Source organism: Wenyingzhuangia sp. 2_MG-2023, assembly GCF_030548295.1.
Taxonomy (GTDB): domain Bacteria; phylum Bacteroidota; class Bacteroidia; order Flavobacteriales; family Flavobacteriaceae; genus Wenyingzhuangia.
Genome location: NZ_JAUOSB010000009.1, coordinates 57,099 through 83,096 on the forward strand (window position 1 = coordinate 57,099; position 25,998 = coordinate 83,096).

Below are 25,998 nucleotides of genomic sequence, written 5' to 3' on the forward strand. Positions count from 1 at the left end.
CTTTTACGATTGTTTTTGAGTAATTGCTTCAGAGACAATCCAACCACCAGTCCAAGCGTTCTGAAAATTAAAACCACCTGTTACGGCATCAATATTTAAAATTTCACCCGCAAAAAATAAATTTTCATGAAGCTTGCTTTCAAACTTTTTAAAATTCACTTCTTTTAATTTGATTCCTCCCGCAGTTACAAATTCATCTTTAAAAGTACTTTTTCCTTGCGCATGAAAAATAGTAGCAGTCAATTTATCCGCTAAAAATTCTAACTTTTTATTAGATACATCGGCCCATTTTCCTTGTCCATCAATCTCACATATTTCTAAAAAACGAGACCACAGTCGTTTGCTAATAGTTTCAAAAGGACTCCTTTTTTCCAACAGAGATTTGACTTCTCTCTTTTTAAACTGAAACAAAATGTCTAAGGCCTGTTGCCTATTGCAACTCAACCAATTGACTTTTACTTGGTATTGATACTCTTTTTCTGCCAACAAAACAGCTCCAAAAGCCGAGAGTTTTAACACCGCTGGACCACTCGTTCCCCAATGTGTAATTAGCAAAGGTCCTGTACTAGTCAATTTGGTGTCTTTTATAGAAACTTCAACATTTTGCACAGCCACTCCTGGCAAATCTGTCAATAAAGGATCTTTGATATTAAAAGTAAATAACGAAGGTACTGGCTCTACAATAGAATGCCCTAATTCTGTCAATAATTTCCAAACAGGCTTGCTACTTCCTGCCGTGATAACTAATTTATCACAGCTATAAGTTCCCTCCTTGGTTTGTAATTTCCAAACGTCCTCTTGTTTTGTTATAGATAAAACTCCTGTGTTTTTAGAAATAGTAATTCCTAAATTTTTAGAAGTTTCTAAAAAACAATCAATAATGGATTGAGAAGAATTAGATTCCGGAAAAATACGGTTGTCCGCTTCAATTTTTAAAGGCACTCCACGATTTTCAAACCACTCCATGGTATCTCCTGTCATAAACTGATGAAATGCTCCCAACAACTCTCGTTTTCCTCTAGGGTAAAATTCCGTCAATTCTTTAGGATCAAAACATGCGTGTGTAAGATTGCAACGACCACCTCCTGAGATTTTTACTTTTTGCAAAACCTCTTTTCCTTTCTCTAAAATACAAACAGACAAATTTCTGTTTTTTTCTTTTGTATTGATTGCCGTAAAAAAACCCGCAGCTCCTCCACCAACAATTAGCACATCATAATGTTGTTTCATAGATTACAAAGATACAATCTCCTGATAAGCCTCTAACAAAGTTGGAAAAACTTTTACTGCTCCGTTGGCTAACAATTCCTCTTCAGAATATTGAGTCAACAACCCAACAGCTACCATACCTGTTGCCGCGGCAGCTTGAATTCCAGTCAAACTATCTTCAAAAATCAATACTTCTTTAAAATCTTCTTCTTTAATTCCCAAATGAGTTGCCAAAGTTAAATAAGGAACTGGACTTGGTTTTGGTTCTGCAAACTGATCTACCCCCATACATATGGTAAATTTAGCACCTGTTTGTTTTACCGAGTTTTCCACAAAAGCGGTATATGCATTGCTCGCTATTCCGTGTGGAATGTTGTTTTCAGATAAAAAATCTTGAAGCTCATGCACCCCTGGCAGTAATTCAGGAGGTGTTGTCGTCTTTAACAAGTGAGCCTGCTTTAGTTTGTTTAGTGCTGGAGCTTTGCTAACATCTCCACCAAATTCCGCAAAATATTCTGCTATTTTATAAGGAGCTTTTCCTGCATGTGTTGCTTCTGGAAAAGGGCAAATATCTTTGTTAAAAATTTCTTTAAAAGCAGTTTTCCATGCTCCATAGTGACATTTGAAACTATCTACAATAACACCGTCAAAATCGAACAGTACTGCTTTTGGAAAAGGGATTTTATTCATCATTCTTTTTTAAGTAAAAATACCCTGAAACAATTTCAGGGCATTCTTTATTTGTTAAAAATTTTTGTTAAATATGGGTTTAAAAACTTGTTGGTAGGATCCATTTTCTTTCTAAGAGATGTAAATTCATCCCATTTAGGATACAGCTTAGAAAGTTCTTCTTGTTTGGATTTGAATCTTTTTGCCCAATGAGGCCTTCCTCCGTATTTTAAAAACACTTCTTCTACTTTTTCAAAAGCAAGATATTCATCCGCAGCAGGAGAGTTTCTACAAACACAGCCCATGGTTACAACATCTGAATCATAGGCATTGCTCAACCAAACATTGTCTTGCTTTAAAAAACGAACATCCATAGGAATGTGAACAAAAGCATTGTTGGTTTTGTCATCTAGAACAGCTTTTAATTCTACAAACAGTTCTTTAAATTTAGAATAAGCTACTGTCCATTCTGCCAACTCCATAGTCGCTCCTCTTGATTTGGTCACCGTAGCATCGTACAAAGTTCCCAGATGTTCTTTTTTGTGTGAAAAAAACAATTTATATAGTAACCTATTAGCTCTTACAGTAAACTTTGGCCTTTTTCTAGTTCTTTTATATAACATTTTAGAAGTCTTCCTCCTGTGTTTTATGTATTCTGGTGTTGGTATTTCATCAACCTTAAAATCTTTTGCTACTTTGGTTCCTAAAATTACATACCCATGATCTGTATGTGGCAACCATAAAATCCTAACAAAATCATAAGTTGACAAATATTCGTCTAAATTATTTACCCATTCATCATCTTTAACTGGAGCTTCTTTCAAATGCAAAAGATAATTAGCCTCACACTTAAAAGTAATTTCTGAAAATACTCCTAAAAGACCTAATGAAACCCTAATTGCATCTGTTTCTAGATCTTCTTCCGTATATTCTTTGATGGTTCCGTCGGCTAAAACCATACGGAATTTAGAAATGTATTTGGATAAAATATACCCATTTGTACCGTGAGTTCCTGTTGCCAATGCACCACCAACGGTAACTTTATCAATATCTGGCAAACACGGAATACACCAACCACAAGCTTGAATAGCATTGATTACATTTTCCAAAACGGCTCCAGCCTGTACGGTAACTTCTTGTGCCTTTTTATCAATCCTTACAATTTTATTATACGAGGTAATATCTATCAATGTTTGAGTGCCTGCACAAATATCTGAGGAAGAATATCGATTTCCAAACACACGAATAGCATCGTGATTGGCAACAGCATCTACCAGATCTTTTTCTTTGTATACAGTGATTAAATTGTCATAACTATGTACTACATTTTTATTCCAACTAATCCATTGATTTTCTTTTTTTGTGGCTTTGGTTTGTTTCAAAATAAGATTGTTATGTTGATTACTTTTTGTTTAACACTCTAATATTTTAGCAATATTAGGCTTGAAATAATTAGGTCCTTTTAGAACTTTTCCATCTTCTCTATAAATTGGCTCACCGTCTTCTCCCAATTTACTCATGTTGCTACGTTGAATTTCTTCAAAAACCTCTTCTATTTTATGTTGCATTCCATGCTCAATAATTGTTCCACATAAAATGTACAACATGTCTCCCAACGCATCTGCAATCTCAACCAAGTCTCCATTTTGTGCAGCTTCTAAATATTCTTTATTTTCTTCATCCATCAAATTGAATCTCAAATTGATTTTATCATCACCAATGGCAGCAATTGGCTCATTTTTGAAACCTAATTTATAGGCTGTGTGAAATTCTTGTACGGCTTTGATTTTATTCTTCATTTGTTTACTAATTTTGAGGAAAATTATATTCTATGTTTTCTACGGGACAATGGTACTTTGCTATCTTTTTTGTGGTTGCTTTTACAATCGCCATGATTTGGAGCTATCGTAAAGATTTAAAACGTCATAAAATTCATTACAAAAATACAGCTATCCAAGTATTTCTTTATGGTATTTTGGTAACAGTCGCCTTTATCATAATTAGGATTGCTTTAAAATAAGCTATATTTTTTCTAAATAATTCAATTGATCATGGTCTACAATGGTAAACCCCTCTTCATCAAAAGCGTAAGAAGAACCAAATTGGTATCCTATTTTTAGCTGCTCAAAGTTATAGGAATGTAGTTGGTACAAATTCTGATTGAATGCCTCTTCGTGGTATTTGAAAAGGATGTATATTTCAGCTTCCAGGTTTTGTAATTCATCTTCTGTGTACTTAAACAGTGGACTATCTTCATTCATTTTATGAACCAATGTCCACATAGTCGGCAAATACATAATTTTATTACGTTCTAATTGAAGTTGGTAAAACGCTCGTTTGAATTCACCATTCTCTCCTTTCTCTGTAATATTGATCACGGCATTCAACTCTGGTTCAATCATCAAATTTGTTCTCTTATTCATCACCCGAAACATCATTGCTCTGGAGTCATCAAAATTTCTAATAATAAGATGGTCTGAAAATTTAATTTTTGCTTTGGGTTTTGAAAACCTACCGTACATAAGACCTGTAATAAAAGAGAATGATGTTAAACCTATCAAGGCTTCAAATGAAGAAACAAAACCAGCTAAAACACCGCTTGGAGCTACAGCACCATAACCTACTGTAGTTAGTGTTTGTGCACTAAAAAAAAATAGGTTGACAAAGTCTAACCAAAAACTTCCTGAAGGAGCAAAAAAATCTGCAGCTCCAATAAAAAAGTAAAAAAAGGCAAAACCAATATTCATGACTATATAACCAATCAAAACATAAGTTAAAAACAAGCCCCAAGAAATCTCAATCAAATACGTATATAAATCGTCTATACTTTTTGGCTTGTTAATGTGTCTTACATTGGATTTTCCATCAACAATAATTCTCTGAGCATTGCTATTGGACTTGTAACCTACACCAGGATCTTTTAATACTTTTGCCATTTGTATTTCAAAAAAAAACAGCCTTGATTACTCAAGACTGCTTGTTACTGTTTAATGCACCCAGTTGTATTCGTATTTACATTCTTTGTGAGCATCTGTGAGTTTTACATACGTATCTTTTATTCTAGACTTGTACCATTTAGCAAGCGTTTCTTGCTCTTTTTTCTTCATAGCCAATTCTTGAATTTTCACATAATCTTTTACCAAGTCAGCTTGATGAGCATCTGTTCTCTGACTCACTTTGATAATCTTATACATTTTTTCTCCTCCATTTGCTTCTTCATAGAAAACATCTGTAAGCTCATTTTGTTTTAATTTATCTACTCTAGAGAATAATTTGGCATCCATTTTATTCAATTCAAACTTAGAGTCATTTGTATATGGATTCATTAATTTCCCTTTGTTTAATCGTGTTGCTAAATCGTCAGAATATTTAGTTACTGCATCGTCAAAAGTAATTTCACCTGCTACAATTTGAGCTCTTATAGACTCTAACTTTTCTTTTGCAGATTCTAACTTAGCTTCTTCAATTTTAGGTTGCATCAATATGTGTCTTACCACTCTTAGCTGTCCTTTGATTTTTTCTACTTGCAATATGTGATACCCAAATTGAGATTCAAAAGGCTCAGAAACCTCACCTTCTTCCAAACTAAAAGCAGCTTCTTTAAATTCTTTTACAAATTGGCTTTCTCTCGTAATTTCATACTTCCCTCCGTTTTGCGCTACTCCTGGATCTTCAGAATACAAGATAGCTTTTAAACGCATGCTATACCCACCTTCTATATCTTCCTTAATTTTTTTCAATTTGTCTAACACTTCTTTTACCGCTTCTTCTGTAGGTTGAGCTTCAATTGTGATTTGAGACAACTCTACCTCAATACCAAAGTTTGGCAAATCTCCCTTGGTTTTTAAATCACTGTAAAAAAACCTTACTTCTTCTGGAGTTACAACTACATCTTTTATTACATCTTGTCTTTCTCTCTGAATCAATAAATTTTCTCTTTCAATTCTTGTCAACTCAGATCTTAAGTCTTCTAAATCATCAAACCCGTATAGTTCAACAACCTTATTCATATCCCCAACTTGCTTTTTGAAATGTGCTAAAGTACGCTCTACACCAGCATCTACTTCTGCATCGGCAACCAAAACACTATCAATAACCGCTTGATGTGCCAATAATTTTTGTGACATAATGTCTTCCATAATTTCACAATCATCAACATCTACCTTTCCTCCAGATTGAGATTCTATCTCTTGTTTGTATTTGACGATATCTGAATCTAAAATAATTTTATCTCCTACCACGGCTGCAACACCATCAATTTTAATCCTTTGCTGAGCATAAGTAGTGCTACTAAAGCTTAATAGGATTAACCATAACGCATGGTAACTTTTAATGAACTTCATACTTTTGTTGTTTTACTGCATCCTCAATCAAAATTTGTTCCATTTGATTGAAAAATTGAATCTTATTTTTGTGTAACAATATATTTTTAATAGTAGGCTCTATGTACTCTATTGGAGCAACATCCCCTTCATTCAAAACATCTTTTATATAAATATAATAAATACTTCTATCCGCAACTCTTATTTCTATCAATCCGTTTTGTCTGGTCAACTGATAATTACTCAGTACAGGAAAATCTGGCCTGTTACTGTATACTCCTTTTAATGCAATCCATGTAGAATCATTAAAATAGTAATCATCGTAATTTGAGTAATCTGACAACAGCTTTTGCTTATCTTCAAAATCGTTAGATTGAAATAACTTTTTTATTTCGTACCTGTTTTTACTTTCAGCATCCAAATGTATGTATTTAAACTTTACCAAAACTTCATTTAATTTAAAGTTTGCCTGGTTGTGAACATAAAAGCTGTCAATTTCACTTTTAAAAACTAAGGTATCTAATTTTTTGTTTACTAGCGCATTTTTATAATAAGACACGTACAATTCTTCTTTATACTTATCTATCATCTGATCCAATTCTTCTGTATTGTCTAGATTGATCAATGCATTTCTGTATAACAATTTCTGTTTTGCCCAACGCTGAATGTATTGTTGAGTAACTTTTAAACTATCTACAATAGATGTTGTTGTGGGCACATTTTGTTTCAACTCTTCTTTTGTCAACACAAATTCGTACACTTTTGCCACTACATTCTTTGCAGGAGCTGTATTAGAATTACAAGCTATAAAAATGCTAGCTAAAAAAGCTATGTATCTTTTTTTCATTACTCGTATGTTTTCTTAATTTTTTTCACGGCTCTTTTCTTGAATTTTATTTTTCTATGCTCTCTCAATCCTTTTAGCCATTCTTTTTCTATTTTATCTTGATAATCACTTTCTACATATCCTTTTACCTCTTCAAAAGTTGTACCTTTATCTTTATAGTCCTCTATATGTTGCTTGTAAAATTCAGCTACTTTTTCGGATTCTTCTTTTGGAACATCCCAAATGTGCAACTTCATCAATTCAAAAATCATCAAACCTTTTTTATAGGTTCCAATTGTTTCTCTGAATTTTTCATTTTCCTCTTCCAAATGATCAACCATGTATTCTTTGATCTTTTCTTTTTTGTATTCTTCAAAATAGTCTAGAGGAGATTTTGATTTTTTATATTTTATGTAATCCAAATAACTTTCTTGTAAATACGGTTGTTCATTGATAGATATAAACACATTTTGCAAACTATCTTTCGGGTATTTATATACTTCTTTACTCTTAAAAATGCGTTTTGCTGGTTCAAAAACCTGTACTTTAAATTTTGCCTCTAATCTTTCAAAAGCAACTTCTTTTGGTTTTGTTCCTCTATCACTACTCAAAACTTTTCTCTTTAATTCCTCTTTCACATCTACAAAATCAGGAACAAGTTCTACACCTTTGTATTTTACAATATGCCATCCGTAAGAAGTTTTAAATGGTTTTGAATAGCTATTGATTTCTTTCATAGAAAACACAACATCTTCAAAAGGTTTTGGCAAATCACCTCTAGAAAAAGGCTTCAAATCTCCACCTTTCTGACTTGTACCTTTATCGTCTGAATATTGTTTGGCCAACAAATCAAAATCATCTCCATTTATTAGTTTTTGATACACACTGTCAATTCTTTGTTTCTTAGCAGTACCTAAACCAGCTACCATAATATGGGCAGATTTCACTTTTCCTTTAACCTTTTCTTTATCTTCTATTTTTAACAAATGATAACCAAAACTAGTTTTTACTATTTCTGAAACTTGTCCTACAGGAGTATTGTATGCAGCAGATTCAAAAGGATATACCATTCTAAAAGCAGAAAAATAGCCCAAACTCCCTTTGTTTGTTGTCACACTTTTATCTTCAGAATATTTTACTGCCAGCGTAACAAAATCAGCACCGTTGTTTAATTGTTCTTTGATGTCTTTTACTTTTTGGTAAGCTGCAACAGTATCATTACCCTTTGCTAGAATTAAAATATGGCTCGCTTTTACTCTTTCTAACGTTCTATTATAAGCCTCTTGTAGCAAATTTTGTAACGTAGCCTCGTCTGTTAAATAAGGTGCAGCCAAGTCTGCTTTGTAGGTGTTCAATTCCTTTTTAATAGACGGCAAGGTATCCAAACCTTCTAATTTTGCTTGCATTAACTTCAACTTGTAGTTGACCATCAAATCTAAATTCTCTTCAAAACTAGCACTGCTAATAGAAGCTTTGTCTGGCTTAAACAATTCTTGAAACTCGGAAACATACGTAGGTTCTCCATCAATTTTAAATAAAACTTTTTGTTTTTTCTGAGCCGAAGCACTCAAACAAACAAAAACGACAATACTTCTTAAAATACTTTTTTTCATTTGATTATAATGAGATTAACCCTTCAATATTTTCTACTAAATAATAATTTTTAATCACCTCGTCAGAGTCTTTTACTCTAATCAGAACAGAAACACTCACGTACTTCCCTGTCTTAGAAGCTCTTTTGGTAATTACTTTTTTTTGATTTAAAAACACATCTTCTACCTCTTTTACTTGATTTTTGGTAGTCGGTACTATAAATTTGTATAGATAATCTGAAGGAAATTCAGTGTTGTTGTCTAATTTCTCTTTCAAATCTTTATAAAACGCTTCTTTTTTTGTCATATTTAAGGTATCAGATAGAATATCAAGCTACAAAACTATAATTATTTCTTATTTTTACTTATTTAGTATTCAATTTTATTTTTATTATATGCCACTAAAAATAGTGCTCACTGGTGCCCCTGGAACTGGTAAATCTACCATTATTAATTTATTACTCTCTAAAGGTTTCTTCTGCATGGAAGAAATTTCGAGAGAAATTATAAAAAAAGCGGAAAAAGAAGGTAAAAAAAATCTTTTTCTTTCAGATCCTATTCTGTTTAGTGATGCGATTTTAAACAAACGTATTGAACAATTTGAAAAATGCAATACGCAAAATACTTCCATTTGTTTTTTTGACCGTGGAATTCCAGACGTTACAGCGTATTTAAACCATGTTAAAACTCCTTACCCAGAAGAATACCATAAGGTTTTACAAAAGCACACATACGATGTAATTTTTATTTTTCCACCGTGGAAAGAAATTTACACCAATGATAGTGAACGTTTTGAAAGTTATGAAGAAGCAGTCAAAATAGACAAGTCTATTGTAAAAGAATACCAAGACAAACATCCAAAGATCATCAATGTCCCTATTGGAACTCCGCAAGAAAGGCTTGCATTTATCCTAAACAAATGCCATGCAATACAACCCTGTGGTTCTTAAAGAAACACTTCAAAAATACTGGAACCATGCTTCTTTTAGACCTCTACAAGAAGCAATTATTACAGATGTAATGCATCAAAAAGATGTACTTGCCATTTTACCTACGGGTGGTGGTAAGTCTATTTGTTACCAATTACCAGCATTGCTATTAGAAGGAACTTGTATTGTTATTTCTCCACTAATTGCATTGATGAATGACCAGATAGCTTCTTTAAAAAACAAAGGGATTGAAGCTCTCACCATTCCAAGCAATTCCTCTCAAGACGATATCATTCGATTGTTTGACAATATTCGTGTCAAAGAAATTAAAATGATTTACTTGTCTCCTGAGCGATTTTCGCAACCGTTGATTCAGGAAAAACTAAAACAATTGACACGTTCTTTTATTGCTATAGACGAAGCTCATTGTATTTCTCAATGGGGACATGATTTTCGTCCGTCTTATTTAAAAATCGGAAATCTTAAAACGCTTTTTCCAAACACTCCAATACTTGCTGTTACTGCTACTGCAACCACCAAAACACAAGAACAGATTGTAGCGTTGTTGCAACTAAAAAATGTGCAAAAACACATCGGTTCTTTTTATCGAGAAAATTTAGCTTATCAGATTTACAAAACTCCTCAAAAATTTGATTTGCTGACAAAAATTCTTTCCAAAAGAAAAATTGTTACCATCATTTATTTACAAAACCGATTGGCGGTGATGGAACTTGCCAAACGTTTGGAAAAATTAGGACACCAAGCCACCTACTATCATGCTGGACTTACTGCGAAAGAAAAAGAAAAAAATTATTCCGATTGGTTGTCTGAGCATAAAAACATTATGATTGCTACCAGTGCATTTGGAATGGGAATTGATAAAAGCAATGTACGCTTGGTTGTTCATTTAGAAATTCCGAACAATTTAGAAAGTTATTTGCAAGAAGCAGGGAGAGCGGGAAGAGATGAACAAAAATCTTTTTCTTGTGTCATTTTAGCTCAAAACGATTATCTAAAGTACTCCAATCAAATTTTACACAACCAATTGACTTTTGAATTTGTTTCCAACATTTATCAAAAAATCAATCAACATTTTCAAATTGCCTTTGGAGAGCTTATTCAGGAAAAATTTGATTTTGATATAGAAAATTTTTGTAGCAAACATCAACTCAATGTTCAAAACACATCAAAAGCACTTCAACGACTAGACAATTACGGAATTTTAACATATCAAGATACTTTTCAAACACATACTTATATTAAAATATTGGGGAGCAATCGTCAACTTTTAGATTTTTGCAATACACAAAAAAAATACCGAATATTAATAGAATCTATCTTAAGGAATTACTCTGGTATCTTTGAAATTCAAAAAAAGATAAACATTGCTAGACTTTCTGAAAAAACAGAAATATCGATCAAAAAAATTCACAAGAAATTGGCCTACCTAAAAAGTATCCAGCTAATTGACTACGAAAAAAAAGAAAACAACCATTCTATTACTTTTCTAGTTCCTAGAGAAGACAAAATAACGTTGAACAAAATTAAACGAGATCTTGTTATGTTAAATCAAATAGACATTCAGAAAAAAGAACTTACTTTGGCTTATTTCAAAAACGAAATGGTTTGTAGAAATCAACTTATTTTAAATTACTTTCAAGAAAGCACTCAAAAAGAATGTGGTATTTGCGATATTTGTCTTGAAAAAACAAAAGAACATAGTTGGGATGAACTTTGTAAAATTGTTCTAATAAAGTTAAAGAACAAACCTTTGACTTTTAATGAATTGATGGTGGCTCTTAAAAGCAACACCAACACTACTCAAAAAGTTCTGAATTATCTATTAGACGAAGATAACATCTATCAAAACCTACAATTTTATCAATTAAAAAATGAATAAACTAAGAATTGTATTTATGGGAACTCCAGATTTTGCAGTGACCATTTTAGACCATATTATAAAAAAAGGATACAACGTTGTGGGAGTCATTACAGCTCCAGACAAACAGGCAGGAAGAGGACGAAAAATTCAACAATCCGCAGTAAAACAATATGCAGAAGCAAATCATTTAAATATTTTACAACCAACCAATTTAAAATCTCCCGAATTTCAAGCAACTCTTGAGGCTTTAGAGCCCAACTTACAAATAGTGGTTGCTTTTAGAATGCTACCGCAAGCAGTATGGAGCTTACCCGAGTTTGGTACTTTTAACTTGCACGCATCTTTGCTACCAGATTATCGTGGTGCAGCACCTATCAACTGGGCTATTATGAATGGTGAAACAGAAACAGGAACCACCACTTTCTTTTTAGATGATAAAATAGATACAGGAGAAGTGATTTTACAAAACAAAACTGAAATTGCACCTAATGAAACAGTGGGGGAATTGCATGACAAATTGATGCATATGGGAAGTGATTTGGTTATAGAAACCATTCAACTTATTGAAACTGGAAACGTAACCACTCAAAAACAAGCTGCCCATAGCAAGAAACTTGCCTACAAAATACATACGGATACGTGTAAAATAAATTGGAATTTACCAACCAAAACCATACACAATCATATACGCGGATTGAATCCTTACCCAGCAGCATGGACAACCCTTGTAGACAACGAGCAAGAAATTAGTGTTAAAATTTATGACTGTGAAGCTATTTTAGAAAATCATGATTTACAACCAGGACAATTGGTAACAGACAAGAAAACTATCAAAGTAGCAACACAAGATGGTTTTTTAAAAATAAATAAGTTAAAATTAGCTGGAAAAAAATTAATGGACAGTGTTAGTTTGCTCAACGGATACTCTTTTAGCAATGCTTCAAAAATGCAGTAATTACTAATATTGTACACAAAACAAGGTTTTTTAATTATCTTTATTAACAAAACAAAAAAGTTTTCAACAATTCAATGTTTTTAAGGGTTCATTAGTTGCACAAGCTATTATTCCTTATATATTTGTTACAAATAAACTTATTATAATTTAATAAAATACTAGTTATGAACAAATCAGATTTAATCGATGCAATCGCTTCAGATGCAGGGATTTCAAAAACTGCTGCTAAAGCTGCATTAGAATCAGTTACTAACAATGTTACTTCTACTTTAAAAAGTGGAGGAAAAGTTTCTTTAATAGGATGGGGAACTTGGTCTGTATCTAAAAGACCCGCAAGAGAAGGTAGAAACCCTCAAACTGGAGCAACTATTCAAATTGCAGAAAAAAACATCGTTAAGTTTAAGCCAGGTGCTAGTTTATCTGACGCTGTAAACGAATAAGAACACATTATTGTTTTTAGAAACTCCTTTATGTCAAACATTAAAGGAGTTTTTTTTATTCATTTTTTTTATTAGCTTTATTCAAAAGCTGTGAGTATGATTTTTCTAAAACCTTCAAAAGGAAGATTGTTGATTGCCGAACCTTCAATACTGGGAGATTTGTCTTTCAATCGCTCCATTATTTTACTTACAGAGCACGACAAAGAAAGTTCTATAGGGTTTATCATCAACAAACCTCTAAAATATTCTTTACAAGACCTGATTCCAGAAATTAATTGCGATTTTAAAATATATCAAGGTGGTCCCGTAGATCAAGACAATCTTTATTTTATCCATAAAATTCCAGATTTATTACCCAATAGCATTGAAGTTACTAAAGGGCTTTATTGGGGAGGAGATTTTAAGGAATTGTCTCATTTATTAAACCAAGGTATTGTTAAAAATGAAGACATACGGTTTTTCTTAGGTTATTCTGGTTGGGGTAAGGGACAATTAAATACTGAGTGGGAAAGTGAATCTTGGTTGGTTGCAGAAAACAAATACCAAAATATTTTTAACACACAACACAAAACTCTTTGGAAAGAAAACTTAATGGAACTAGGTGGTAAGTATTTAATTTGGGCAAATGCCCCTGTAGATCCTAGCTTAAACTAGACAACTCTTTAGACAATAATACTCCTATCTTATTATCAAATTTCTTTTTACGATAATTTGTAATTGGTTGAACTCCCACAATGGCATTGGTTAGAAAAACTTCATCTGCTTTCTGAATTGCAAAAGGTGAAATAGATATTTCTTCAAGCACATAATCTTGATTTTTAGAAATTATTTCTATCACATTCTTCCTAGCCACTCCTTTTACACAACCATCAGACAAAGGTGGAGTAGAAATTACATTCCCTTTAATGATAAAAATATTTCCGTTAGTAAACTCAACCACATTTTTATTACTATTTAACAATACACAATTATCCAATTGATTTTCTTTTGCAAAAATAGCAGCTAAAACATTGATGATTTTATTGTTTGTTTTAATGGTAGATAATAAATTTGGATTGATTGTAAAATCTTTGTACAAATCTATTTGATAAATTTCTTTGGTATTTATTTCAACCTTAGATGCCTCTACTATATATGAAACATCATTTTTTACTGGATTATACAAACCTTCTGCATCTCTAAAAACAGTAAACCTTACTCTATTTTCATCACCTTTATTGGCATTGATTGTTTTTAAAATTTCAGTTTCAAAAAACTCTAGTGTAAAATGCATGGGAATTTTCATACGCAACATACGCATAGAAGCCATCAATCTAAAATAATGATCTTCACAAAAAACAACAGCTTCATCTTTTATTTGTACGGTTTCAAACAAAGCATCTCCATATTTAAAACCTCTATTATTATAATCTATTTGATTATCTGATTCAGAAATTATACTCCCGTTGTAATTGATCATATTCCAAAAAATTTGTGCAAATGTAAAATAAAAAAAGCTCTGATTTTCATCAAAGCTTTATTTCATATTGTCTAATTCAATTTTCTATGCTCCAATCAAGTGCTTTAATTCAGCAATTTGATTTTCCCATAACATTTTTGCTTCGTCCAACTCATCCTCTTCTGCAAAATCTGTAATAATCAAAGAAACATCTTTGGTAAGAGCATCAACTTGAATTTTGAATTCAAAAAACGCATTTTCATCCTCGTCATCTACCCAGTGAAACTTAGCTCTGTCATCGGCTTTATAACTCAATAACTTTGCCTGTTCTTCACTACCATCCCACATGAAAGTAAACATTTCCCCTCTTGAATTTACATTATCTGCAAACCACTCACCTAATCCGGATGGAGTTGCAAAATATTGATACAACATTGCCGGAGAAGCGTGTATAGGAAATTCTATTTGGAATTTTTCTTTTGTCATGATTTCGTCTTCATTTTGATGGATGGCAAAGTAGTATTTTTTTTTTACTTAAAAAAAAATGTGCTTTCAAACTTATTTCTTTTTTTCTATGTGAATTTTTTTGCTTGGAAAAATCATATTAGCACTGTCTAAAACAGAGGGTTCTTCTTTTAACCTACCGTATTTAAATGCTTCTTGCAGAATAGATTCTATCATGTAATCTTCCATTTCTAACTCTGGATGGTACTCTAAACTCAACTTTATTTTAAAAAAACTTGCAGAAAGTCGATACCAAAACGCTTTAAAATCACCTCTTTTGTCTTGAATATGCTCATTTACAGTCTGCCCTGTAAGTCTATGAATCAACTTTATTAAAATTCTACCTTCCGTTCTTGTAAGCTTTTTAATATCGTTGGTAAACTCTTTTTCAAAAAACTTTTGTTTCTCTTTGATGAATTTTTTTCTTTTCTTTTTGGATGAAATTTTTTGAATAGTATCGTTTAAAAAAACAATCTTCTCTTTAGCCAATACTGCGTAAGGATAAGCTTTGTATGTTTTTCTCCTAAACCAAATATAATATCTTTTATCATAATTAGTTTCAAACTTAGGAGCAGGAAACAACACTACCGTATCCAATTCAACCTTTTGATTTGGATCTGTAATCAATTCATAATCTTTATACTCTTCTTTCAATTCATCGTTATCTTCTATTTGACCAACAAGACTAATGGGTAGTAAGAAAAAAATAAATAGAAATAAGTAAGACAATAGTAATTTCATCGGCATAAAAATACATAAAAAAGCAACTTAAAAAACAACAAATCATATACCTAACATCTAAAATCAAAATAGTATTTTTGAGTTTCTTTAAAACGATATATGATGAGTGAAAATACAATTTTAACTAAAAAATCTTTAGACTTTTTAGAACAATATTTAAACAATGCTTCTCCAACAGGTTACGAAAGTAAAGGACAAGAAATTTGGATGGATTATCTAAAACCTTATGTAGATGAGTTTATTACAGATGCATACGGTACTGCTGTAGGTGTAATCAACCCAAAAGCCGAGTACAAAGTAGTAATAGAAGGACATTCTGATGAAATTGCCTGGTATGTAAACTACATTACAGACAACGGATTGATTCATGTCATCAGAAACGGAGGAAGTGATCACATCATTGCCCCTTCAAAACGTGTAAATATTCATACCAAAAAAGGAATTGTAAAAGGTGTTTTTGGGTGGCCAGCTATACACACACGCTTAAAAGGAACTAAAGAAGACACTCCTAAAATAGAAAACATTACTATTGATGTTGGATGTGAAAATAAAGAAGAAGTTTTAGCTTTAGGTGTTCATGTTGGTTGTGTAATTACATACCCTGATACTTTTCAAATATTAAACGGAAACAAGTTTGTATGTAGAGCTTTAGACAACCGAATGGGAGGTTTTATGATTGCTGAAGTTGCACGTTTGATTAAAGAACAAGGTATAGAACTTCCTTTTGGTTTGTATGTTACCAATTCCGTTCAAGAAGAAATTGGTTTGCGTGGAGCAGAAATGATTACACAAGCCATAAAACCAAATGTAGCTATTGTTACCGATGTTTGTCACGACACGTCTACACCAATGATTAAAAAAGCCGAAGAAGGAGATACTCAAATTGGTTTAGGGCCTGTTATTTCTTACGCACCAGCTATTCAACACAACGTTCGTGAATTGATTATTGAAACTGCAGAAAAGAATGAAATTCCTTTTCAAAGACATGCATCTTCAAGAGCAACAGGTACAGATACAGACGCTTTTGCTTATAGCAATGGAGGTGTTCCTTCTGCGTTAATTTCTTTACCATTACGTTATATGCACACCACTGTAGAAATGGTTCATAGAAATGATGTAGAAAATGTTATCAAATTAATTTTTGAAACCATAAAACAAATTAAAGAAGGTGATGATTTTAACTACTTTAAAAAAGGTAGTTACACTATTTAATCTTCTTACAACATACTTCAAAAATCCGTTTTCACAAACGGATTTTTTTTATTTCTCCCCCCTTATAAAACATCTTAAAAAATATGTTACGAAATCGTTGTAGTAAATTAAAAAAGTTAGCATATTTACAGTACACAAATCATAAGCTATATGTCATTTAAAAACAAAACTTTAGGGGAGTTCATTAATGAAAACCAACATGCATTTAAGTATACCACAGGAGAATTATCCAGCTTAATCAATTCAATAAGACTAGCTGCAAAGGTAGTAAATCACGAAGTGAACCAAGCAGGGTTGGTAGATATAACAGGAGCTGCAGGAGATACCAACATACAAGGTGAAGACCAACAAAAATTAGATGTTTATGCCAATGACATATTTATAAGAACTCTAATCAATAGAAATATTGTTTGTGGTATTACTAGTGAAGAAGAAGACGATTTTATTGTAGTAAACAGTCAAGATGAAAACCACCAAAACAAATATGTGGTACTAATAGACCCTTTAGACGGTTCTTCAAACATTGATGTAAATGTTTCTGTGGGAACCATATTTTCTGTTTACAGACGTATTACTCCTATTGGAACCCCTGTAACTATGGATGACTTTTTACAAGAAGGACGTCATCAAGTTGCTGCAGGTTACGTTATTTATGGTACATCAACCATGTTGGTATACACAACCGGACACGGAGTAAACGGTTTTACACTTAACCCTGCTATTGGAACTTTTTACTTATCACACCCTGATATGGAGTTTCCTGAAGATGGTAATATTTATTCTGTAAACGAAGGAAATTATTTAGAATTCCCAGAAGGAATTAAAAAATACATCAAATATTGCCAAAAACTAGAAGAAGACAGACCTTATACTAGTAGGTACATTGGTTCTTTGGCTTCTGATTTTCATAGAAATATGATCAAAGGAGGAATTTACATGTATCCAAAAAGCACAAAAAATCCAAAAGGAAAATTACGTTTGTTGTACGAATGTAACCCGATGGCTTTTATAGCTGAGCAAGCTAAAGGAAAAGCTTCTGATGGTTATACTAGAATCTTAGACATCAAACCAACAGAATTACACCAAAGAGTACCTTTTATTTGTGGAAGTAAAAACATGGTGGAAAAAGCAGAAGAGTTTATGAAGGAATTTTCTTAAATTTTAAGTGCTACTAGATTAAATTAAGTAAAAAAGGCCTGTGAAATTAATTTTCACAGGCCTTTAACTTTAAACTTAACTAATCAATAAAATATACATTAACTGAAGGCCAATCCTCCATTAATATCAATATTATTTCCTGTAATAAACGAAGCCTCATCTGAAGCTAAATACGCTACAAGGTCTGCAACCTCAGAAGCAATACCTTCTCTTTTTAATGGAGTTGCTGCTGCAACTTTTTCACGAATTTCACCTTTTGTAAAATCATCATGAAACTTTGTTGCAATCATACCGGGGTTCACTGCATTTACTCTAATTCCTTCTGGTCCTAGTTCTTTAGCCATAGCACGAGTAAATGTTGAGACTGCTGCTTTGGAAGCTGCATACAAAGAAGCTCCAGGACCTCCACCATCTCTAACCGCTTGAGAAGCAAAATTTACAATAACTCCACTATTCACCAGATAAGGTTTGAATGCTTGGGTCATAAAAACACATGATTTAAAGTTTACATTCATCAGTAAATTGTAAAAATCATTATCTATTTCTTCTATAGATTTTCTTGCAAACAATCCACCAGCAACATTTACCAAAATATCAACCTTTTTACCAAAAGCAGCTACTGTTTTTTCTGCTAAATTGTTAATGTCCTCCAATTTGGTAGCATTACCCTGAACTAAAATAACCTCACCATCAATTGCTTTGATCATTTTTGCAGTTTCAATAGCATCATTGTAGTTGTTAAAATAATTTACAACAATCATAGCTCCTTCTTTGGCTAATTTTAAGGATACAGCTCTACCAATATCTCTTGCTCCACCTGTTACGACTGCTATTTTACCTTTTAACTTCATTTTTTTAATCTCTATTAAATACCTAAAGCTTGTCCTCCACCTATTTGAATGGTTTCAGCTGTAATAAAAGCAGCATCTTTGCTCGCTAAGAAAGCAACTACACCAGCAACATCTTCTGGTTTACCTAACCTTCCTAACATAATACTATTTGCCCAAGAAGCAAAAACTTCTGGCTTAGTTGCCTTGATTTGTGCGTGGAAAGGAGTGTCTATAGTACCAGGAGATACAGCATTTACTCTAATTCCATATTCTGCTAAATCTTTTGCCAATGCTCTTGTTATAGCATTTACTCCTGCTTTAGAAGTTCCATAGATACCTGCACCAGGTCCTCCAGCATTCCATGCTGCATTTGAAGTATAGTTAATAATTGAAGCGTTTTCTCCTTTTTTTAAGAAGGGAATGGCTGCTCTTGAAGCAAAAAATGTTGAATCAAGGTTTAAAGCCATTACCGACCTATAAAACTCAGTAGTCATTTCTTCAAATCTAGATCTTCCACCTAAACCACCAGCATTGTTTACCAACACATCAATTTTACCATACTTTTCACCAATTTTATTAATGTTTGATGTTACAGCTTCCTCATCTGTTACATCAAATCCATAATATTCAGCAGTAATTCCTTCAGCTGATAATTCTTCTAACCTCTTAGCTCCAGCACCATCGTCTATACCATTTAAAATTACGGTATAACCATCCTGCCCTAATCTTTTTGCTACTTCAAAACCAATTCCTCCTGTTGCTCCAGTTATAACTGCTATTCTTTCTTGTGATTTCATCTTAATAATTGTTTTAATATATTTATGTTAATTTTACGGGTTCTATTTTTTTTATCAATAAAAGTATGGATGCTACAGCCATAGGAGCTAATATTGCAATTACAATAAATGCAGGTGTGTAAGACACCGAAGCTATTAGCGGAATTAATGTGTTCATAATAATAACAGACACTGCTGCTACTGTTCCAGCTAAACCTGCCAACGTACCTACAGACGGTCCACTAAACAAATCACTTGAAATAGTTTGGATGTTACCGATTGCAAACTGGAATCCGAAAAGAACTACAGAAACAATGTAAATAAACGTCATTGGGTTGTTTTCATTTACCAAGAAAATAATTCCTAACAATCCTAAGAAGATCAAAGCACCTCCTATAGAAATTGTTGTTTTCCTAGCAACATCAACAGTTTTGGTTTCCATCAACTTACCAGAATACCATCCTCCAACAATACTACCTGCCATACCTCCTAAATAAGAAATCCAAATAGTAGCACCAATTTCTTCAATACTAAATCCAAATTCAGAATTTAAATACAATGGCATCCATCCCACGAATAACCACCATATTGGCTCTATAAAAAACCTAGCTGCTAATACTCCCCAAGATTCTTTGTGCTTTAAAATTTTAACAACAGACAATCCTTTTGGTTTTTCACCAGGTGCGCAAGTATCTTCTATTCTATCTTTCAAGATCAATTTCTTTTCTTCGTCTGTAATCCATGGGTGAACTTCTGGTTTGGCTTTGTTTACAATTAACCACGGAATTACCCATAACAGTCCAATAGCTCCAATGATAATAAACGTAGTTCTCCATCCAAAATGCCCGTACAAATAGGCAATCAATACAGGAGCAATTACACTTCCTAAAGAAGCTCCTGCGTTAAAGATACCTTGTGCAATGGCACGTTGTTTTATAGGAAACCATTCCCCATTACTTTTTACGGCTCCTGGCCAATTTCCTGCTTCTCCAAATCCTAAGAAAGCTCTCACAATTGTCAAACTAGCCAATCCACCAGCAAACGCGTGAAAAACCGAAGACAAAGACCACACTACAATAGACACTACAAATCCTAAACGTGTTCCTATTTCATCGTATAACTTTCCCGAGAGAAATTTACCTCCCGCATAAGTGATCATGAAAATGTTTAGCATTACTGCATAATCAGATTCATCGAGTCCTAAATCTTTTCCCATTTCTGGCCACATAACTCCAAATGCGGTTCTGTCAATATAATTGATAACTGTTGCTAAACAAATCAACAAAATGACCCACCATCTTAATCCTTTAACCTTCATAATTATTTATTCAATACATTAATACTAATTATTTCTTTTTTAAATTTGGACGTAGAAGTCCTGCTATAGAATTTTCTATTGCTTTAACCTTTATAATACTACCTGTTGAATCTAAAAAATGAAGATTAATTCGTGTTTTAGCTCTAAGAATAATACTTTAAATATGTTTCCCTTCAGTTTTTAAAAGCAATTACAAACGTGCACTTTTATAGTTACTTTTTATTTTTTAAATATTGTAACAATACTGATACAGAACTCCAAAATGAACTTTCATTTTTTCTTTAGCCATCTCTGTATCTTGGTTTTTAATTGCTTCAAATATATCTTGATGTTCTTTGATTCCTATATAAGCCTGATTTTTATCGCAGACATGGTATTTTTCAAAATTTGTAATTATTTTTGGTGTAATCATCAACATAAGGGTGTTCATAGTACTATTACAACTAGCTTGCGCAATAGCTAAATGGAACAATAAATCTTCTTGTACAGCATTTTCTCCATTTAAAACTTTCTCTTTATAAGCTTCCAAAGCCCCTTCAATTTGACTCAAATGCTCTTCGGTTCTTCTTTGTGCTGCCAAACGAACAGTTTTCAACTCAAACATAATTCTTGTTTCTACTAAAGATCTAAAGTCTGGATTCTCCAATCGTAAAATATCATCAATCATACCGTTCATAGCTATTTGGCCTATATCTGCTACAAAGGTTCCACTCTGTGGTTTTGATTTTAACAAACCATAAAACTCTAACAACTGAATCACCTCTCTTACACTACTTCTGCTTACTTCAAACTTTTCAGACATCATACGTTCTGATGGTAATTTATCTCCTGGTTCAAGATTTTTTAGGTTTATCAAATCTCTCAACTTAGATATGATTTCATTCTGACTAGTTTGCTCTCCTTTTGACAATAACTCTAACTTCATAGAAACTTAGTTTTAATTAAATTGGTTAACCAATTTTCACTTTATAAATATAACAAAAATATATAGAAAATTCCTCATTTTAATGCGTAACATTTAGCTTATAATATTCCACTTTTGCACTTGCCCCTTCATCTCTAGTACTTAGATAATTACCAGCTTTGAAATAATTTTCAAAAACACCCCATTTCTGAATATGTATATCATTATATACTTTTGAATTTCCATTCATTATCACTTCCATTCTACCTTCTGATACTTTTACTCCTAAAGTAAATGTATCAAAACCTACATATTCTGGAAAATTATAACCTGCATCATCTCCCCAAGCATCTGTGTGTAAAATTTCTTCGTCAGATGCATCTAAATCTTTCAATACTTTAGTTTTCACTCTTATTTTACCATCTTCCCAATAAATTTTTAGCATTGGAGGTGCGTTGTTGTCATCTTCACCAATCAAATCACGTTGTGCATTGGTCAAACGTCCATGAATTTGCATGATAATCGTCCGATGATAATCCCCATCACTATCTTTGGTTATTTCTCTCATTGCCAACTCTCCTGTCATGGTTCCTCCTTCTGAAAATGTCCAATTTGTACTGTTATCTCCTACAACCATCTGTTCTCTTAATTCGGTTCTTGAGTAAGAGGTATTTGCTGTAGTAGCATCACTTGGATACGTATAAAAAACTAGAGCTCCTTTGATTGAATCATTGTACATAAATGGCTTTAATATTTCGTTAGTTCCATACTCTAAAATTTCTGGAGAAGAAACTTCTGTTGGGTTTCCTATAGGTAATGTTACTTTCCAATGGCTTAAATCTATATTTGGTAATTTATATGTTACTTCAGGAGAGGTTTCTTCTTCAGTTTCATTATCAATTTCAATATCAGGAAAATTCTCTTCACTAGTAGAACTACAACTTGTAAGTCCTACAATGAAAATAAACACAACCCATTTGTTGATAAATTTTGACACCATCTTGTTTTCTTATGTGTTATTTGTGACTAACCTTTAACTTGTAATAATTAACCTTAGCATAAGAACCTTCATCTCTAGATTGAAAATAATTACCTGCTTTGAAATAATTCTCAAAAATCCCCCACTTTTCCATGTGAATTCCTTTGTAAACCTTGTAATGAATGTTATTTAATACAATTAGCATTTTCCCTTCGGATATTTTAACCTCTAACGTGAATTTTTTATGTCCAACCTCTTGATCAAAGGTGTAACCTTCATCATCACCCCAAGCATCTTCATGTAACATCTCAATTGGTGTTGCCTCTAAGTTTTTAAGCTCTTTGGTTTTTACACGAATCTTTCCTTTGTACCAATAAATTTTTAAAATTGGAGGTGCATTGTTATCTTTTTGACCTATCAAATCTCTCTGTTCATTTGTCAAACGCCCGTGAATTTGCATAATGATAACCTTATGCGGCTTCCCTTCTTTATCTTTAGAAATTTCATCTACTTTTAAAACTCCTTTCATTGTACCTCCTTGTTTAAAAGTCCAATTCACATTGTTATTTCCAGGAACCATTTGTTCTCTTAACTCAGAGCGAGAATATTTTGTATTTGCAGTAGTTGCATTACTCGGATATGCATAAAACACCAATGCTCCTTTGATAGAATCATTGTACATGTATTTTTTTAACCTTTCATCTGTACCATAATTTATAATCTCTGGTGGCTCAACATTCATTGCGCTTCCTTTGTGATTTAATTCTGGTGTTGTTACACTCCAATGGCTCAAATCAATTTTTGGTAATTTGTATTTTTTCTTCTTTTTTTTCTTTGTTTTTTTTACCTCAACTGATTTTTCCGTTTCTGAAACACTACTTGCCTTTTCTTGGCAAGTAGCATTTATAGAAACAAAAGTTATTAGTATTGCTAAAATTTCTTTATTAAAAAACCTCATAATTAAACTAATATATAATTATTTATTCTATCACTGATGAAGTAAACTCTTCAACATAACCAGTTGCAGTACCTGTATTTTCTATATGTATAGAAATAGTACTATTACTACCAGAATTGAAAGAAACATCAACCGATTCAAAAGGAGTTTTACCTAATTGAACAGTACCAGTATGAGACTTTAAAGTTGCTCCTGCAATATCATCAGGACTAGTAACTGTACCTCCCAAGATTGAAACTGTAATTGAAGAAGCATCTCCTGTTTCTATAGAATATAAATATGAAATTATATAATCTGTATTTGGAGTTACTGCTATGTCTTTTTGATAAGCTACTCTTGCATCTGAAATATTTGGAAATTTAGCTGCTTTTGTACCAACAAAACTTGAACTAGTAGAAATCTGTATTGTTTTACCTAAATTAGAATCTACCCATGGAGATGTATATTTACCATCATCACCTGGTTCATCAAAACTAGGATTTAAAATTTTTGGAACAATTGCTAATGGTTCTTCTGGCTCTACCACAACAACTTCTAAAGAAGAAATGCTCTCCACTCCTAATTTATCAGATGCCGTTAAAGTAACTGTATAAGTTCCTTCTGCAGGAAAAGTGTTTACACCATCTACACCTGTAGATGTATTTCCATCACCATAGTTCCACATATAATCAGTAGCACTTGTTGAAGCGTTAGCAAATGTATATGTTAAATAATCGTCTGTTACTGCTGCAGAAAAATTAGCTTCTGGAGGAGTTAAATCTTCTTTTGAGTTCGCTTCTGGCAATTCATACTCAAATGAATCACAAGAAGTTACTGATATCATCACCATTAAAATTAAAATAGTGATAGCGCTTTTGTATTTATTTATTTTTTCCATGTTTTCTTGTTTAAATTAATTTAACACTTTTTTAGTAACCTGGATTTTGTTTCATTACTCCATTACTCAAATTGATTTCTCTTTGAGGAATAGGTAATAACAAATCAGAAGATGAATATTCTAACCCATTTGTTGTTGAAAATGTTGAAAGTATAGATTCAGCTTTTCCGAATCTAAGTAAATCAAAGAATCTATGGTTTTCAAAAGCCAACTCTACTCGTCTTTCTAATAACAACTCATCTTTTGTAATTGTTCCATCAGCATCATCTGCTAAACCAGCACGATTTCTTACTTCGTTAAAAGAATTTAGAGCATTGATATTGGTGGTTTGTGTACCTCCTGCCAAAATAGCTTCTGCGTGCATTAACAAAACATCTGCGTAACGTAATACAATCCAATCGTTCCCTGCTAGCGTAGCATCATTGATAAATGTTTTTCCATTTGTTCCTCCATCTTCACCATTAGGCAAGTATTTTATTACTTGATTTTGTGTAGTTTGACTAGGATCTATTCTATAAGAATATTCAGTTCTATCACCTCCGTAAGTATCCAAAGCAGTGACTGCATCGGTAGTTACGTAATTTACTCCTGAGGTTCTACCCACACCATTCATCCATTCTGCTGAAAAGTTCTGACTATCATTTGAAGAGGCATTTTCATAACCTATAGCAAAAATAATTTCGTTGTTTCTTTCAGAATAAAAAACATCATTAAAATCAGGCATTAACGAAAAACCACTTACCATTACATCTTCCAATAAAACCTGTGCTTGTGTGTAATTAGGCTCCTCTAATGTTAAATATACTTTTGCCAACATGGTTTGAGCAGCAGCTTTTGATGCTCTGGTTGTATAGGTATTGTCTAAACCAGCTACTGCGGTAGTCAAGTCACTTACAATTAAATCATAAACACCTGATGTTGCAACTCTTGTGAACTGAACCTCTGTTTCTAATGGAGATACCACTCTATCAATCAATGGAATGTCTCCAAACAATCTTACTAGATTAAAATAAGCATACGCCCTTAAAAATTTAGCTTCAGCTTCAAAAGCAGCAGCAGTAGTTTCATCGTCAACCACATCTAAATTCTCTAAAACGATGTTTGCTCTATAAATCACACTATAAAAACTTGCGTAATAATCTGCTACAATTCCGTTTGTTGCTTGTACTGTGTAAAATTCAAATTGAGCAGCCTCACCTTCTTGACTTTTAGTTCTGGTATTGTCACTTCGCATTTCTGTCAAATAGAACTCATACATAATTGCATGATTATCGTCAGTGTCTGTGCTATTCACACCTTGTATAGCATCGTAAATACTAATCAATCCTGTCTCTACTTCATCTGCAGTTTGGTAATATGAATCTGCAGTAATCCCTGAATCGGGAGTAATCTCTAAGTAATCACTACTACAAGAAGCAATTGTTACTCCAATTATTAGTAATACTATTAATTTTATGTTTTTCATAATATATATGTTTT

Annotated in this window: 28 protein-coding genes; 8 read left to right on the forward strand and 20 right to left on the reverse strand. The window is 32.6% G+C overall.

Features of this window, described 5'->3' with window-relative positions:
- Positions 1–3: 3 nt before the first annotated feature.
- Genes Q4548_RS10985 through Q4548_RS11000 form a run of 4 tightly spaced genes read right to left on the reverse strand, consistent with a single transcriptional unit; the run spans position 4 to position 3,677 of the window.
- Complete coding sequence (locus tag Q4548_RS10985; protein ID WP_303454889.1) at positions 4–1,230, reverse strand: NAD(P)/FAD-dependent oxidoreductase; 1,227 nt, start codon at positions 1,228–1,230, stop codon at positions 4–6.
- Positions 1,231–1,233: 3 nt separating this feature from the next.
- Positions 1,234–1,902, reverse strand: coding sequence for an HAD family phosphatase (locus Q4548_RS10990; RefSeq protein ID WP_303454893.1), 669 nt, complete (start codon positions 1,900–1,902; stop codon positions 1,234–1,236).
- A gap of 44 nt (positions 1,903–1,946) precedes the next feature.
- Positions 1,947–3,260 (reverse strand): D-arabinono-1,4-lactone oxidase, encoded by a 1,314-nt coding sequence (locus Q4548_RS10995; protein ID WP_303454896.1) that lies wholly within the window; start codon positions 3,258–3,260, stop codon positions 1,947–1,949.
- A gap of 30 nt (positions 3,261–3,290) precedes the next feature.
- Positions 3,291–3,677, reverse strand: a complete 387-nt coding sequence (locus Q4548_RS11000; RefSeq protein ID WP_303454900.1) for a nucleoside triphosphate pyrophosphohydrolase family protein — start codon at positions 3,675–3,677, stop codon at positions 3,291–3,293.
- 32 nt (positions 3,678–3,709) lie between these two features.
- Between Q4548_RS11000 and Q4548_RS11005 the strand changes: the two genes are divergently transcribed.
- Positions 3,710–3,898 carry a hypothetical protein gene (locus Q4548_RS11005; RefSeq protein WP_303454902.1) on the forward strand — a complete coding sequence of 63 codons (189 nt, stop codon included), beginning with the start codon at positions 3,710–3,712 and terminating at the stop codon, positions 3,896–3,898.
- A 1-nt stretch (position 3,899) separates the two neighbouring features.
- Here the strand turns inward: Q4548_RS11005 and Q4548_RS11010 are convergent, their stop codons facing one another.
- From Q4548_RS11010 to Q4548_RS11030, 5 genes are read right to left on the reverse strand one after another with little or no spacing between them, the layout of a single operon-like run.
- Complete coding sequence (locus tag Q4548_RS11010) at positions 3,900–4,814, reverse strand: ion channel (protein WP_303454904.1); 915 nt, start codon at positions 4,812–4,814, stop codon at positions 3,900–3,902.
- Between the two features lie 51 nt (positions 4,815–4,865).
- Positions 4,866–6,221, reverse strand: a complete 1,356-nt coding sequence (locus tag Q4548_RS11015) for a peptidylprolyl isomerase (protein WP_303454906.1) — start codon at positions 6,219–6,221, stop codon at positions 4,866–4,868.
- On the reverse strand, positions 6,208–7,047 hold the full coding sequence (locus tag Q4548_RS11020; protein WP_303454909.1) for a hypothetical protein: 840 nt from the start codon (positions 7,045–7,047) through the stop codon (positions 6,208–6,210). The genes Q4548_RS11015 and Q4548_RS11020 overlap by 14 nt, the downstream gene beginning before the upstream one ends.
- The gene (locus tag Q4548_RS11025; RefSeq protein WP_303454911.1) at positions 7,047–8,639 is read right to left on the reverse strand and encodes a peptidylprolyl isomerase; all 1,593 of its coding nucleotides are present in this window, start codon (positions 8,637–8,639) and stop codon (positions 7,047–7,049) included. Before Q4548_RS11025 ends, Q4548_RS11020 begins: the two co-directional genes overlap by 1 nt.
- Positions 8,640–8,643: 4 nt before the next feature.
- Positions 8,644–8,925: a DUF493 family protein gene (locus Q4548_RS11030; protein ID WP_303454913.1), complete on the reverse strand. Its 282-nt coding sequence runs from the start codon at positions 8,923–8,925 to the stop codon at positions 8,644–8,646.
- An 88-nt stretch (positions 8,926–9,013) separates the two neighbouring features.
- Here Q4548_RS11030 and Q4548_RS11035 point away from each other — a divergent pair, with 88 nt between their 5' ends.
- From Q4548_RS11035 to Q4548_RS11055, 5 genes are all read left to right on the forward strand, one after another.
- Positions 9,014–9,568: an ATP-binding protein gene (locus tag Q4548_RS11035; protein WP_303454915.1), complete on the forward strand. Its 555-nt coding sequence runs from the start codon at positions 9,014–9,016 to the stop codon at positions 9,566–9,568.
- Positions 9,543–11,447 carry an ATP-dependent DNA helicase RecQ gene (locus tag Q4548_RS11040; RefSeq protein WP_303454917.1) on the forward strand — a complete coding sequence of 635 codons (1,905 nt, stop codon included), beginning with the start codon at positions 9,543–9,545 and terminating at the stop codon, positions 11,445–11,447. The genes Q4548_RS11035 and Q4548_RS11040 overlap by 26 nt, the downstream gene beginning before the upstream one ends.
- Positions 11,440–12,384 carry a methionyl-tRNA formyltransferase gene (fmt, locus tag Q4548_RS11045; RefSeq protein ID WP_303454919.1) on the forward strand — a complete coding sequence of 315 codons (945 nt, stop codon included), beginning with the start codon at positions 11,440–11,442 and terminating at the stop codon, positions 12,382–12,384. The genes Q4548_RS11040 and fmt overlap by 8 nt, the downstream gene beginning before the upstream one ends.
- 164 nt (positions 12,385–12,548) lie before the next feature.
- Entirely contained in the window at positions 12,549–12,824 is a 276-nt protein-coding gene (locus Q4548_RS11050) for an HU family DNA-binding protein (RefSeq protein ID WP_303454922.1), read from the forward strand.
- Positions 12,825–12,920: 96 nt separating this feature from the next.
- On the forward strand, positions 12,921–13,478 hold the full coding sequence (locus Q4548_RS11055) for a YqgE/AlgH family protein (protein WP_303454925.1): 558 nt from the start codon (positions 12,921–12,923) through the stop codon (positions 13,476–13,478).
- Here Q4548_RS11055 and Q4548_RS11060 read toward each other — a convergent pair.
- From Q4548_RS11060 to Q4548_RS11070, 3 genes are all read right to left on the reverse strand, one after another.
- The gene (locus Q4548_RS11060; RefSeq protein WP_303454928.1) at positions 13,465–14,283 is read right to left on the reverse strand and encodes an aminotransferase class IV; all 819 of its coding nucleotides are present in this window, start codon (positions 14,281–14,283) and stop codon (positions 13,465–13,467) included. The genes Q4548_RS11055 and Q4548_RS11060 overlap by 14 nt on opposite strands.
- A gap of 84 nt (positions 14,284–14,367) precedes the next feature.
- Positions 14,368–14,748 (reverse strand): START-like domain-containing protein, encoded by a 381-nt coding sequence (locus Q4548_RS11065; protein ID WP_408068635.1) that lies wholly within the window; start codon positions 14,746–14,748, stop codon positions 14,368–14,370.
- 72 nt (positions 14,749–14,820) lie between these two features.
- The gene (locus Q4548_RS11070) at positions 14,821–15,507 is read right to left on the reverse strand and encodes a DUF4294 domain-containing protein (protein ID WP_303454930.1); all 687 of its coding nucleotides are present in this window, start codon (positions 15,505–15,507) and stop codon (positions 14,821–14,823) included.
- Positions 15,508–15,609: 102 nt separating this feature from the next.
- On the opposite strand from Q4548_RS11070, the gene Q4548_RS11075 reads away from it, so the two are divergent.
- Both Q4548_RS11075 and fbp read left to right on the forward strand, forming a co-directional pair.
- Positions 15,610–16,719, forward strand: coding sequence for a M42 family metallopeptidase (locus tag Q4548_RS11075; RefSeq protein WP_303454933.1), 1,110 nt, complete (start codon positions 15,610–15,612; stop codon positions 16,717–16,719).
- A gap of 150 nt (positions 16,720–16,869) precedes the next feature.
- A complete protein-coding gene (gene fbp / locus Q4548_RS11080; RefSeq protein WP_303454935.1) occupies positions 16,870–17,877 on the forward strand; it encodes a class 1 fructose-bisphosphatase in 1,008 nt (335 codons plus the stop codon).
- A gap of 98 nt (positions 17,878–17,975) precedes the next feature.
- Here the strand turns inward: fbp and Q4548_RS11085 are convergent, their stop codons facing one another.
- The 8 genes from Q4548_RS11085 to Q4548_RS11120 all read right to left on the reverse strand — a co-directional run bounded on the left by Q4548_RS11085 (position 17,976) and on the right by Q4548_RS11120 (position 25,984).
- Complete coding sequence (locus Q4548_RS11085; RefSeq protein WP_303454938.1) at positions 17,976–18,728, reverse strand: SDR family NAD(P)-dependent oxidoreductase; 753 nt, start codon at positions 18,726–18,728, stop codon at positions 17,976–17,978.
- 14 nt (positions 18,729–18,742) lie between these two features.
- Positions 18,743–19,504 carry an SDR family NAD(P)-dependent oxidoreductase gene (locus tag Q4548_RS11090; RefSeq protein WP_303454940.1) on the reverse strand — a complete coding sequence of 254 codons (762 nt, stop codon included), beginning with the start codon at positions 19,502–19,504 and terminating at the stop codon, positions 18,743–18,745.
- A gap of 22 nt (positions 19,505–19,526) precedes the next feature.
- The gene (locus Q4548_RS11095) at positions 19,527–20,801 is read right to left on the reverse strand and encodes an MFS transporter (protein WP_303454942.1); all 1,275 of its coding nucleotides are present in this window, start codon (positions 20,799–20,801) and stop codon (positions 19,527–19,529) included.
- 226 nt (positions 20,802–21,027) lie between these two features.
- Positions 21,028–21,726 (reverse strand): FadR/GntR family transcriptional regulator, encoded by a 699-nt coding sequence (locus tag Q4548_RS11100; RefSeq protein ID WP_303454945.1) that lies wholly within the window; start codon positions 21,724–21,726, stop codon positions 21,028–21,030.
- 79 nt (positions 21,727–21,805) lie between these two features.
- A complete protein-coding gene (locus tag Q4548_RS11105; protein ID WP_303454949.1) occupies positions 21,806–22,705 on the reverse strand; it encodes a polysaccharide lyase family 7 protein in 900 nt (299 codons plus the stop codon).
- Positions 22,706–22,721: 16 nt separating this feature from the next.
- Entirely contained in the window at positions 22,722–23,642 is a 921-nt protein-coding gene (locus Q4548_RS11110; protein WP_303454952.1) for a polysaccharide lyase family 7 protein, read from the reverse strand.
- A gap of 22 nt (positions 23,643–23,664) precedes the next feature.
- Positions 23,665–24,519: a PKD domain-containing protein gene (locus tag Q4548_RS11115; protein ID WP_303454954.1), complete on the reverse strand. Its 855-nt coding sequence runs from the start codon at positions 24,517–24,519 to the stop codon at positions 23,665–23,667.
- A gap of 31 nt (positions 24,520–24,550) precedes the next feature.
- Positions 24,551–25,984, reverse strand: a complete 1,434-nt coding sequence (locus tag Q4548_RS11120; RefSeq protein ID WP_303454956.1) for a RagB/SusD family nutrient uptake outer membrane protein — start codon at positions 25,982–25,984, stop codon at positions 24,551–24,553.
- Positions 25,985–25,998: the final 14 nt, after the last annotated feature.

What these genes read in the sequence shown, in the direction of transcription:
- Q4548_RS10985 (WP_303454889.1), bottom strand. Translation starts at nt 1,230, where the DNA reads ATGAAACAACATTATGATGTGCTAATTGTTGGTGGAGGAGCTGCGGGT.
- Q4548_RS10990 (WP_303454893.1), bottom strand. Translation starts at nt 1,902, where the DNA reads ATGATGAATAAAATCCCTTTTCCAAAAGCAGTACTGTTCGATTTTGAC.
- Q4548_RS11000 (WP_303454900.1), bottom strand. Translation starts at nt 3,677, where the DNA reads ATGAAGAATAAAATCAAAGCCGTACAAGAATTTCACACAGCCTATAAA.
- Q4548_RS11005 (WP_303454902.1), top strand. Translation starts at nt 3,710, where the DNA reads ATGTTTTCTACGGGACAATGGTACTTTGCTATCTTTTTTGTGGTTGCT.
- Q4548_RS11010 (WP_303454904.1), bottom strand. Translation starts at nt 4,814, where the DNA reads ATGGCAAAAGTATTAAAAGATCCTGGTGTAGGTTACAAGTCCAATAGC.
- Q4548_RS11015 (WP_303454906.1), bottom strand. Translation starts at nt 6,221, where the DNA reads ATGAAGTTCATTAAAAGTTACCATGCGTTATGGTTAATCCTATTAAGC.
- Q4548_RS11020 (WP_303454909.1), bottom strand. Translation starts at nt 7,047, where the DNA reads ATGAAAAAAAGATACATAGCTTTTTTAGCTAGCATTTTTATAGCTTGT.
- Q4548_RS11025 (WP_303454911.1), bottom strand. Translation starts at nt 8,639, where the DNA reads ATGAAAAAAAGTATTTTAAGAAGTATTGTCGTTTTTGTTTGTTTGAGT.
- Q4548_RS11030 (WP_303454913.1), bottom strand. Translation starts at nt 8,925, where the DNA reads ATGACAAAAAAAGAAGCGTTTTATAAAGATTTGAAAGAGAAATTAGAC.
- Q4548_RS11035 (WP_303454915.1), top strand. Translation starts at nt 9,014, where the DNA reads ATGCCACTAAAAATAGTGCTCACTGGTGCCCCTGGAACTGGTAAATCT.
- Q4548_RS11040 (WP_303454917.1), top strand. Translation starts at nt 9,543, where the DNA reads ATGCAATACAACCCTGTGGTTCTTAAAGAAACACTTCAAAAATACTGG.
- fmt (WP_303454919.1), top strand. Translation starts at nt 11,440, where the DNA reads ATGAATAAACTAAGAATTGTATTTATGGGAACTCCAGATTTTGCAGTG.
- Q4548_RS11050 (WP_303454922.1), top strand. Translation starts at nt 12,549, where the DNA reads ATGAACAAATCAGATTTAATCGATGCAATCGCTTCAGATGCAGGGATT.
- Q4548_RS11055 (WP_303454925.1), top strand. Translation starts at nt 12,921, where the DNA reads ATGATTTTTCTAAAACCTTCAAAAGGAAGATTGTTGATTGCCGAACCT.
- Q4548_RS11060 (WP_303454928.1), bottom strand. Translation starts at nt 14,283, where the DNA reads ATGATCAATTACAACGGGAGTATAATTTCTGAATCAGATAATCAAATA.
- Q4548_RS11065 (WP_408068635.1), bottom strand. Translation starts at nt 14,748, where the DNA reads ATGACAAAAGAAAAATTCCAAATAGAATTTCCTATACACGCTTCTCCG.
- Q4548_RS11070 (WP_303454930.1), bottom strand. Translation starts at nt 15,507, where the DNA reads ATGAAATTACTATTGTCTTACTTATTTCTATTTATTTTTTTCTTACTA.
- Q4548_RS11075 (WP_303454933.1), top strand. Translation starts at nt 15,610, where the DNA reads ATGAGTGAAAATACAATTTTAACTAAAAAATCTTTAGACTTTTTAGAA.
- fbp (WP_303454935.1), top strand. Translation starts at nt 16,870, where the DNA reads ATGTCATTTAAAAACAAAACTTTAGGGGAGTTCATTAATGAAAACCAA.
- Q4548_RS11085 (WP_303454938.1), bottom strand. Translation starts at nt 18,728, where the DNA reads ATGAAGTTAAAAGGTAAAATAGCAGTCGTAACAGGTGGAGCAAGAGAT.
- Q4548_RS11090 (WP_303454940.1), bottom strand. Translation starts at nt 19,504, where the DNA reads ATGAAATCACAAGAAAGAATAGCAGTTATAACTGGAGCAACAGGAGGA.
- Q4548_RS11095 (WP_303454942.1), bottom strand. Translation starts at nt 20,801, where the DNA reads ATGAAGGTTAAAGGATTAAGATGGTGGGTCATTTTGTTGATTTGTTTA.
- Q4548_RS11100 (WP_303454945.1), bottom strand. Translation starts at nt 21,726, where the DNA reads ATGAAGTTAGAGTTATTGTCAAAAGGAGAGCAAACTAGTCAGAATGAA.
- Q4548_RS11105 (WP_303454949.1), bottom strand. Translation starts at nt 22,705, where the DNA reads ATGGTGTCAAAATTTATCAACAAATGGGTTGTGTTTATTTTCATTGTA.
- Q4548_RS11110 (WP_303454952.1), bottom strand. Translation starts at nt 23,642, where the DNA reads ATGAGGTTTTTTAATAAAGAAATTTTAGCAATACTAATAACTTTTGTT.
- Q4548_RS11115 (WP_303454954.1), bottom strand. Translation starts at nt 24,519, where the DNA reads ATGGAAAAAATAAATAAATACAAAAGCGCTATCACTATTTTAATTTTA.
- Q4548_RS11120 (WP_303454956.1), bottom strand. Translation starts at nt 25,984, where the DNA reads ATGAAAAACATAAAATTAATAGTATTACTAATAATTGGAGTAACAATT.